This window comes from Bacteroidota bacterium (genome assembly GCA_030706565.1).
Classification (GTDB): domain Bacteria; phylum Bacteroidota; class Bacteroidia; order Bacteroidales; family JAUZOH01; genus JAUZOH01.
In genome coordinates this window covers 1-4432 of sequence record JAUZOH010000318.1, presented here as the reverse complement: position 1 = coordinate 4432, position 4432 = coordinate 1, and the positions used below count along the sequence as shown (strand labels likewise).

Sequence of the window (4432 nt, the reverse complement as noted above, 5' to 3'; positions counted from 1 at the left end):
TTTTATATCGCTATGTTTGAACCAGTTGTGATTCAATGTTTTCCCATTTAAGGTTAGCGATTGAACATACAGATTTTGAGCTGAAGCATTTGTTCCATTGATGATTATCTTTTTGCCATTCTCCATCTGAATAGTAACCTTCTTATATCTGGGTCCATTAATCAAATAAACATTCTGACCAGCCACCGGAAAGAAACCCATGCGCGAAAACATAAACCATGTACTCATTGCTCCGGAATCATCATCCCCTGGATATGATCCTGTCGTGAAATTTTCAGCCGTTTTTCTCACATAAAAAGAAGTCAGATCAGGGCGGGATACATAATTAAAAAGAAAGGGGGTAAGAAAACAAGGTTCATTACTGATTTCCAACCTATTAGTAAGATAATTTTCAAGTCTCCTGGTAAAAATTGAATCTCCCCCCATTAACCCGATCAATTTTCCCATCTGATGGGGAACATAATAAGAGTAAGTCCAACTGTTTCCTTCATAAAAGTGTAAACTAAAAGATCCTTTAGGATTTGTTTTAGGGTCCAGAAGTACCCAGCTGCCAGAACTGTCTTTTGATTCTATAAATCCATTAAATCCCTCACTTCTAATTTCAGGATTCCAAAGATTTGTCCAAAGCGTACTTCTCTGAAAGAAACGGTTTTTGTCTTTAATAAAACCTAATCCTCCGGCTACTTCTGAGGCACAGAAATCATTATAAGCAAACTCCAGGGTTTTGGAGGCAGTGGCATAAGCCATTTTATGAATTGTATTGTAGGGAACCCATCCCCTGTCATTTTCTCTGTAATAAGGGGTTCTGCCTGAAACCGTAGCATGACCTTTAAGTAAATGATAAGCAGAAGTCCAGTCAATGCCCGGGACCCCTTTAACAAAAGCATCGGCAACAATGACATCCACGTTGTCCCCACCCTGAACCATGTCTCCTTCACCACACAAGAAAGCATCAGGAGCATAGCCGAAATGTTTAAATATTTCGCAGTACGAATTGATATTATCCCTGACCACCCCCTCCTTAATCAGGGTTAAAAATGGAAATTCGCTTCTGAAAGTATCCCAGACACAAAATTCGTCATCATAATAACTTCCTGAATAATCCCAGGGACAATCACCCGTTCTGTCTTTGGGAGAAATTAATGAATGATATAAGGCCGTATAGAAGAAAGTCCTTTCTTTTTCTGAAATGTTTTCGTCATCGATCAAAATACTGCTCAAAGCTTTATTCCATGCATCTCTTGCCTCTGATCTGACCTTTTCAAAATCCCAGCCGGGTATTTCCTGATCCATGAATTTTTGGGCATTGGCAATGCTTTTTGTTGAAACCGCCGCTTTCAAATAAATTTTCTCATTCGCGGAAGTGTTGAATTGAAGATAACAGCCGACAGCAGAACCAGAAACCGAAGTGAGTCTATCATAAAGTTTTTTTTCATTATTGTCAAACATTCCAAATCCGGTTAGTGGCTTATTAAATTGAATAGCATAATAAATCTTTCCGGTTTTTGAAAAATACCAGCCATCTGTAATATCGATATAACCAATAAGCCTGTTTTTTACAGGATCATAATTAACTGTAGAATAAGTCGATTTAGCCCATAAAGCATGAGAGGGATAAATAATCATACTGGCCTCTCCGTTTTTTGTTTCCGGATAAGTAAAACGGAAAATCGAAGAATAATGAGCCGAAGTAAATTCTGTTTTAATTCCAAATTTTGTCAAATCAACCGAATAATAATCAGGCCGGCATATTTCATTGGCTTTTCCCGAATCATGATTAGTGGATTCACTGTTGGTTTTATCCCAGCAATCAAGTCCGGTTTGCGGCGATATAAGAAGGTTAACATATTTGTTAACCATACCGCTGTTAACAAGAGTAAATCCGGTGATTTTTTCAGTTGCACTGTAACCTGTACCAGCAGCCTTAGGGGTATGCGGACATGGGCGAATAGATCCAAAAGGGAGAGAAACTCCAAAAGAACATTTGCCAACCCCAATGCCAATGTTCTGGTCTACATATTTGTTAAGATCCCTTACCTTAAATGAAGAAGAAGCTGTTTTTTTTATACCCTTAGTCGAAGTTTTAAAAAATTTTGATTGTCCCTTTTTTTTGATATAACATTGATTATTCGAAAATACTAATAAACAAATATTCAGGAAGATACATGAGAAAATGAAAAACAACCTCTTTTTAAAATACAAGGATATAAATTTTATTTTCATACTAGATAAAAACTTAAATTTTTATCAATTTTCATAAAAAAGATCAGTGCATACTTCATCTCATACACCAGAAATTGGAGTTATAAAATCATCAAACAATAATCAATCAGGAAGTTGCCATAAAGCAACTTCCTGAATAAATAAATCTACCAGTTAGGATTTTGTATTATTGACGGACAATTGGATATTTCGCTTTGCATAATTGGCCAAAAATAATTCTTACTTGTAAAAACACGGTTTTCAAGAACAAAACGCTGCATAGAATACTTTTTAGTTCCAATTACAATTTGTCCTGCCGGATCTTCTACAGGTGTCATCCCATGCACGGTATGCTGGGTACGCGGATAAGGAAGATTGGGACTGGTTTCATCAAAAGTACTTTCTTTGGCAAGTTCTTCATCCGAAGTGGGTTCCAGATTCCAGCGGGAATAGAAATAGCGTTTATCCTCATAAAAGAATTCAACCCTGCGTTCGCGCTGTATATATTTGAGTAATCCTGCCTGATCAAGTCCGGGAGGTACAGGTACCATATAAGAACGGGCTCTTAAATTATTAAGAATTGAATATATTTCATCACTGGGGCCGCTGTACTTATCCATGGCCTCGCAATAAATCAATTGGATTTCCGGCAAACGGATCATAGGGAAATTGAGGGTCCAACTACCAGACCTGGTCCAATCTTCGTGATAAAATTTACGCAAATAGTATCCTGTAGATGTAGCATTACTGGCTCCAAGTTTATCCGATCCCGAAGCCGTATTGATTACAGAATTTTGATAGGAACATCCTTGATACATAACATCCGAATAAAAACGGGGGTCGCGGTTTATATATGGATTTTTATCATCATAACCTTTGGCCTTAGCCTGAGGATCATAAATAGCATATCCATAACCGTCGTTTCCTACAAACTCATATTCATCCACTTGTTCCTGCAAAGGCTGCAAACGTGACGCCCCGCCTTTTGAAGGAGGAAGATGATCTCCCTGCCAAGCCTGATTTTTATTGCCCGACAAGACCCAGATCCATTCATTTTGAATAGCAACAGGATCTATATAGATTTGTTTAATTCTGGTATAAACCTTATTGTTGCTCCCGGCCATATAAGTTCCCGGATTACCCAGGTAAAGGCTATAACGGGGAGATCCGTTATTTTGAAGGTTCATCACTTCTTTTGCTGCATCGGCAGCCAACTTCCATTTATTAGGATCATAAGTACTGTATTCGTCTTTCCCTACACGGGTATCAGTACCCGGAAATTTCCCGCCATTATACATAGGACTGGCATTCATATAGAGTACAACAGCTTTTAATGCCAGTGCAGCCCCTTTATCAGCACGGCCAAACTCATTGTCGCTAAACCGAACCGGTAAAGAATCAGCTGCATATTTAAGGTCTGCAAGCATTTTATTCAATGTACTGGGCCATGACTGTCTCTTGAAATTCAAATCTCCATTAATATCAGGCACAGAGTCCAAATATATCACATCACCATAAAATCTGGCAACAAGGTAATGATAATATGCCCGCAGGAAATGAGCTTCAGCAATACGGTTTTTCAAATCACCAGGTTCCAGGGGATTATCTGGAGAATTGTATTTTTTTACACCATCCAGAAAAATATTGCATTTACGAATGCTGCTGTAAAAATTACTCCAGTAACAACTTGGCCCCGAGGGCATACCCACAGAAGGGCCAAAACTGCCAAAATTAAACATGTCAGGGATAGCACCCTCAACTTTAGTACCTTTACATTCATCGGTAATTCCTGCAATATTGAAATGGGTCAGTGTAACAATTCCATTATCGCGTGAACGTAAATCCAAATAAAGAGAGTTGGCCAAACCATCTATTTTATCCCAGGAATTAAAAACCTGTGACTCTGTGAGTTGGTCGTCAGGAATTTTATCCAGATAAGTGTCCTTGCATGAAAAAAGTGCAGCCAGAAAAAATATTGCTATGAATTGAAAATACTTTATGGTTTTCATACTCAAAAGATTAAATTTTATAGATTTTATGCAACCACATGATAAAAATTTGATCCATCCTCGCTTTCACCAACAATCATGTGGATTGCATAAATTTATTGTTTAAAAATTCACTTCAATACCAATGTTATAAACTTTTTGAATTGGATACCAATCCCCGTCACTTCCGGTTTCAGGATCCACATCAAAGTCATGTAATTTATCCAAAGTAAACAGGTTCA

General features: G+C 37.9%; 2 protein-coding genes. Both read right to left on the bottom strand.

The window, feature by feature from the left end; translation table 11 throughout:
- Positions 1–2202 (bottom strand): GH92 family glycosyl hydrolase (locus Q8907_13260; GenBank protein ID MDP4275239.1); only part of this gene is annotated, 2202 nt, incomplete at its 3' end.
- Positions 2203–2369: 167 nt separating this feature from the next.
- Positions 2370–4211 (bottom strand): RagB/SusD family nutrient uptake outer membrane protein, encoded by a 1842-nt coding sequence (locus tag Q8907_13255; GenBank protein MDP4275238.1) that lies wholly within the window; start codon positions 4209–4211, stop codon positions 2370–2372.
- Positions 4212–4432 lie beyond the last annotated feature (221 nt).

Bases quoted from the DNA above. Each gene is read 5' to 3' on its own strand.
- Q8907_13255 (MDP4275238.1), bottom strand. From the start codon at position 4,211: ATGAAAACCATAAAGTATTTTCAATTCATAGCAATATTTTTTCTGGCT.